This window comes from Streptomyces sp. NPDC029138 (assembly GCF_055564375.1).
On record NZ_JBVHWM010000135.1, the window covers coordinates 1 to 5461 of the forward strand.

Annotated in this window: 5 protein-coding genes and 1 pseudogene; 2 read left to right on the forward strand and 4 right to left on the reverse strand. The window is 67.3% G+C overall.

Translation table 11 applies throughout. From position 1 onward, the window contains the following. Window positions 1-528: 528 nt before the first annotated feature. The gene (locus ACZ4WH_RS43780; RefSeq protein WP_468191907.1) at window positions 529-1248 is read right to left on the reverse strand and encodes a hypothetical protein; all 720 of its coding nucleotides are present in this window, start codon (window positions 1246-1248) and stop codon (window positions 529-531) included. Window positions 1249-1954: 706 nt separating this feature from the next. Continuing rightward, a pseudogene (locus tag ACZ4WH_RS43785) lies at window positions 1955-2489 on the reverse strand (telomere-associated protein Tap); the annotation flags it as partial. 50 nt (window positions 2490-2539) lie between these two features. On the opposite strand from ACZ4WH_RS43785, the gene ACZ4WH_RS43790 reads away from it, so the two are divergent. Then, window positions 2540-2743, forward strand: a complete 204-nt coding sequence (locus ACZ4WH_RS43790; protein WP_468191916.1) for a zeta toxin family protein — start codon at window positions 2540-2542, stop codon at window positions 2741-2743. Window positions 2744-2848: 105 nt separating this feature from the next. Here ACZ4WH_RS43790 and ACZ4WH_RS43795 read toward each other — a convergent pair whose 3' ends face one another. Beyond that, the gene (locus tag ACZ4WH_RS43795; RefSeq protein ID WP_468191909.1) at window positions 2849-3670 is read right to left on the reverse strand and encodes a GNAT family N-acetyltransferase; all 822 of its coding nucleotides are present in this window, start codon (window positions 3668-3670) and stop codon (window positions 2849-2851) included. A 427-nt stretch (window positions 3671-4097) separates the two neighbouring features. Here ACZ4WH_RS43795 and ACZ4WH_RS43800 point away from each other — a divergent pair, with 427 nt between their 5' ends. After that, window positions 4098-4358 (forward strand): hypothetical protein, encoded by a 261-nt coding sequence (locus ACZ4WH_RS43800; RefSeq protein WP_468191911.1) that lies wholly within the window; start codon window positions 4098-4100, stop codon window positions 4356-4358. Here ACZ4WH_RS43800 and ACZ4WH_RS43805 read toward each other — a convergent pair. Further along, on the reverse strand, window positions 4345-5244 hold the full coding sequence (locus tag ACZ4WH_RS43805; protein WP_468191913.1) for an aminoglycoside phosphotransferase family protein: 900 nt from the start codon (window positions 5242-5244) through the stop codon (window positions 4345-4347). The two genes, ACZ4WH_RS43800 and ACZ4WH_RS43805, sit on opposite strands and share 14 nt — an antisense overlap. Window positions 5245-5461: the final 217 nt, after the last annotated feature.

The following is a 5461-nucleotide window of genomic DNA, read 5'->3' on the forward strand; positions in this document are numbered from 1 at the left end:
GCATCGATGCCACGACGGCGCGGCAAAGTCGTGCCCCCGGCCGGCACCCACCCGGTCAGTACTTGCTTGGACAGGGGAGGCCGGTCGTAGGGCTCGCCCAACTTGCTGGTTCTTCCGCCGGGGGCACACCCCGCGCCGGACGAGCAGCCATCGGATGCGCCTTCGGTCGCTACAGGACGCACGCCCTCACAAAAATCGCTGGTCACCGGCTCTGGCAGCTTGGCGTGTCGCCGTGACGGAGCACACGCAGGACCACCTTCCTAGCGCACTAAAGGGTGCCGAATCGTGATCGTTTTCTTAGTCCGGATACGCGAGCGAGCCCCGGACCCATGGGTCCGGGTGTGACTGAGCGCTTCAGTTGGCGAGTTGAGCGTTATGGAGGGCGAGCGTGCTGATCTCGTCCCCTACACGCAAACTCTCGCCGCTCGGCGGACTCAGCCGTTGAAATGCATGGCGAGAGATCGCCGATCATCTACGGCACCATCCGAGCACCCGCCGTGTGAACTGCGCATACGTTCTGAACAGACCTCAAGGCGTGGGGGGACGGGGCACTTCCCTGGCGTTCTCCCAGTGCCGGTCGAAGTACGACTTGAAGTACGCTGCGGCCTCGCTGTCCTCAATGCGCATGCCTTGAACTCGGTCGCCAACAGTGAATGCGAGGAACACAGCGCTCGTGTCCATGATGGCCATGCTCATGAGGTCGGCCTTGATGGGCCAGGCCACCTGGCGAATGCTGTAGCTGCGCAGGTGGCGGGTCTGTTCCCGGTGCCGCGCTGTCCAGCTGGCATACCCTCTGGACGAGCCGAGGCAGAACAGGCGCCGCACCGATCCGCCGTTGTGCGCCCAGTCGAGTACCGCCTGGAAGTAGTCCGAGAAGGCTGCAGACGATGCGCTGAAATCATCCGGCGTTTCAAGCCGCATGTACCAGGCGTCCATATGGCTAGGGCAGCGGTTGACGAGATAATCGACCTCCGCCTTATAGAAGGCCGCCGCGTCCGGATAGTGCTCTATACGTGATGAGTTCGCCTGGTCGAAGTCGCGCCGCAGCAGTTCGACTTCGGCGCGGAGATCAGCCAGTTCTTGTCGCGAGGCGGTGATGGGGACGAGGGAACGCAGGATTGCGTAGACCGCCGTGAACAGGAATGGCATCTGCCAGGCGGCAGACAGTCCGAAGAGCGCAGCGGTCACTGATCCGCAGACGGCGACAAGGCAAGCGATGGCCAGCCCCCGCTGATCCCAGCGCTCCAACAGGCTCCCCGGCCCCGAAGCGGTTCGCGAACCAGCCACGCACACCTCACAGCTCTCGGCGCTACGTACGTCCAGTGGGTGAGCACCCGTGAAGCTCAATTCCCTGCGCGCGTCGAACCCAACCGCACCCGGCTTGTAGAGCGCGAATGCTCTGGTCGCCAACTCACATGCCCACTCGCCGACTGATGTGCTCAGTCACACCGGGGCTCGCGGGCTGTTCGTGGCCGGCCTGCTACAGGTCGAACTCCAGGTGTCCGTGAAGCGGACCTCCTTCAGCTGGCCGGCGCGGCGGCCGCTGTCCTGGAAGTAGACCTCGCGTAGGCGACGGTGGGGGTGGCGTACCAGGCCGGGCCCTCCGGGCGCTCGTCCTTCGGCGTGAATGGGCTGGGCAGTAGGTCGCCGTCCAGCTCCACCGGCCGCCGGCATCCCGAGCACAACCCCGGCTCGCTGGGCAAGGACCCGGTGGACTGCGCCCCGTGCGAGGCCGCTGACGGACACCCCCTCCTTAAGGACCTGCCGCGCTTCCACGTCCGCCCTGGCGAGAAGCTGTTCGAGGAGGCGTACGACTGGGCGCAGCCGATGACGGATGCCGAGTGCACGCTGCGACACCTGGTCGGTATCGACGTGAACATGGCCTTCGCCGCCGGTACCAACGGCCTCGTCGTCGGCCTCGGGGCGCCGACGCACGTCAAGGCACCGGTGTTCGACCCGAAGCTGCCCGGCTCGTGGCTGGTCGACCTGTCCCACGTCGACCTGTCGAGGGTGAAGGTCGGCAAGGACGATCCGCGTCCGGCTCGGAGGCGCGGGTCGGCGGGTGCAGCGCGGTCATATCAGCTCCAGGCCAGTGACGGCGGTGGAGCCGCGCGGCGTCATCACCCGGGACGCGTAGGTGCCCAGGAGCCGGGCGAGGTCCGCCGGCGGAAGCTGCCCGGCCTCGCCCCCGTGGCGGGTGTCCAGCGCGTTCCACGACGGAATGCACAGCTGCACGCAGGTGCGTTCCGAGCCCTTGGCCGGGCGGTAGATCCGCGCCCACGGCCGAACCCGCGCTTCGTCAGTTTCCACTCCGCGCGCGCCAGCTGCTTGACGACCTTGTGGCCCTCCGGGAGCCGCCCGGCGAGCCGCTCCTCATCAGTGAGGGCGGCGGGGAGGCCGTAGCGCTCCAGGGCAGACTCGGTGAGCACGAGCAGCGGGTCGGCGTCCTTGCCCGGGCCGGACAGCTTCGGCTGCCCCAGCCTCGCTTCCGGACGACGCCCGCGTCTCTTCCCGTGCCTACCGGGCGGCCGGCCACCGGATCGAGGCGGTCGTGCTGGCCACCGCGGAAGCGCTCAGCCAACTCGGCATCGTGGACTGCTTCCTCACCGAGGCCGCCTCCGGCGGCGGCCGGTACGTGGCCTGGGAGAACCACGACACATGCGCGGAGAAGATGCTGGACACGCTGGCCGTCATCGAGGCCGAGCGACGTACCCAGCCCGGACCTGGCGGCGGGCCGTGGTAGCCACAGTGGTACCCGCCTGCTGGGCCGCCGGGGCCCCGTCGATCCTCTACGCTGTCGGGCTGATGGGCGCACCGTCCGTGGCGCAACAGGACGCGTCAGCCGTTCCTACAGGTCTCGGGCGATTGAGCGCAGCGTCGTCCGGTAACCCAATGATGCGTACAGTTGCTCAGCAACGGTGTTCCCCTCGAAGACGTTCAAGCCTATGCGCCGGCAACCCCAGTCCCAGGCGATCTGCTCTGCATGGAGCATGAGAGCTCGGCCGAACCCTCGGCCGCGGCGTCCCTCTGAGACCCCTACGTCATACACGTACGCACCCGGCTCCGGGAGCGGACCCGAGTCGGCCACCCAGAGGCTGCCGACGACGTCTTCTTGATCGACCAGGCAGCGCAGAGCGACACCCTGAGTAGCCTGGCCGTTGGGCAACAGACTCGTCGTGGCCGAGCGGGCGATATTCTCGGCCTCGGCTAGAGGAAAACCCCGATCCACGAAGGAGAGGGCGTACTGAGCCTCTGCGGCCCCGACAAATGCTTCGAACTCTTCCTGGGTCAAGGTTCGGGCTCGGACGGAGGACGGCAAGTCCGGCCGTGAGCCGAGTTCTTTGACCATGACACGGCTGACCGAGCGGTAACTCAGCTTGGCGAGGAGTTCCTCCGCCTCACGCCGTGGTGCGCGGACCCGCACAGCGGTACACCCCCAGTCGCGCAACAACTCCTCCGCCGCCGTCATGACAGAAGCGCCGAGGTTCGCGCCCCGGTCCGACCGACTATTGGCACAGAAGTGCGCGTGTCCGGTTCGAGGCGCGGATGATTCAACCCTCAGTTCGAGGCCACCCGCGATGAGATCACCCCTCATGATCGAGTAGCGGCACGACCGCGTGCCGTCCGCAGCCACTCGAACAGGTTCGTCAGGAATCAGTACTACAGACATGCGTGCACTCTCTCTGTATGGCGAGGTGGAGCGGTTGCCTGGCCACCGCGAGCGCTTGTGGGCGCCTTGCCGGGCGAGGGCGATCTGCTCATGAGGTGCAGCACCGGCCTGATGCTGATGGTGGAATCTGCACAGTCAGGACGAACTCCCCTCCGCGGTCTGATTCCATCACGCGGTCAAATGGGGAGAGGAGAACAATCATGTCACTCGCTTGCACGATACTGTCGACTTTGCGCGTGACCTGCCTGCCTGCGCCTCGGCGTCGCCCGTCAAGGCGGCCTGATCGCTCGCTCGCACACTACGCCCGGCCGCAGCCTGCACAGCCCGCAAGCATGGCGTAGGTGATCGAGGACAAACTGTGGAAGTTCGACCTCAGCACGATGTCCCGCAATGTCTTGGACCACCTGAAGACCCACCAGGCCACGCGATGAGCAGCACCGTCCCTGGTTTCCACAACCCGGAGATCTTTGAGGTCTTGCCAAACGCCTGCCTGTCGCCGACAGCCCGCGACGTGTTCGACGTCCTCACCGCCCGCCAGGAGCCCGGCGGCCTGGTCCGCATCCGGCAGCAGGACATCGCCGAACGCCTCGGGCCCACCCGGTCCATCGTCTCCCGCGCGATCGGTCGGCCCGACCAGAGGTCGGGGCATCCTGCGTTGTCGATCGATGCCGACGTCAAAGGCTCTTAAGGATGCGCTCAAGCGCCGACCGGCCTGCGGGCCCCCAGTACGGCTTGCCGCCGGGCAGGCCGCGATCCCCGTTCTGGCCCATCAGCATCAGGAACAGGCTCTTCATTGCGGCCAGCCCACGCGCCCGTCGGACCGCCGCCTCGTCCGCCTGGGCATAGCTGTCGAAGAACCGCGAGGCGCCGCCCGCGGGGAGCAGCACCCAGGCGGCCGCAAGGTCCCAGGCCGGGTCGCCGGCGAAGACATCGCCGAAGTCGACGACGCCCGCCAGTGTCCCCTCCGCGACGACGACGTTCGCGGGATGCAGGTCGCCGTGAACCCATACTCGCGGGCCCTCCCACTCGGGAGCCGCGGCCGCATCGTCCCACACGGTCCGGATGTCGTCCTCGGCGAAGTAGCCGAGGTCCACGGCCCGCAGGAAGCGCTCGAAGCCCTCCGTGCACTCCTTGGGGTGACCGCCGCGGTCCGAGGCGTCCGGTGCTTCGGCGGGCGCCTCCACATGCAGTGCCTTGAGGAAGGCCGCCAGGAGGTCGGCCGCATGGTCTCTGCGGGTGATCGAGCCGTGGTCCAGCGGCGTGCCCTCAACCCATGTCATGACGGTCCAGATCTTGGGGAAGCGCTCGGACGGCGCACCGTCCCGCACGGGGACCGGGATCGGCAGCGGCAGGCGCGAGGCCAGGGTCGGCAGCCATCGGCGCTCCTTGAGCTGCAGATCCGGGTTGGTGTCCATCCGCTGCATCCGGACCGCCAACTCGTCTCCGAGGCGCCACATCTGGTTGCCCCAGCCGCCCGCCACCTCGCGGATGGGCAGCGCGGCCAAATCCGGATGCTGGTCCCGCAGCAGGTCGCGGACCAGATCCTCGCTGATCTCAATCTCGGATTCGATCATGCGGAGTCACACTACGTGGTGCACGCGGAGGCGACCATGTTTCGACAAGCACCCGGTCGCCTGGACCGCTCTGGCCAAGGACCTGTGGCGCGAATGCCGGCAGTACTGCTGCTACCGGGGCGCCTAGGTGTGCTGTTCGGAGAGGTTGGTGACGCGGCTGGCTGGTGGGTGGCTGCCGATGCCGGTGTGGGGTCGGTGGTAGTTGTACCAGTCCAGC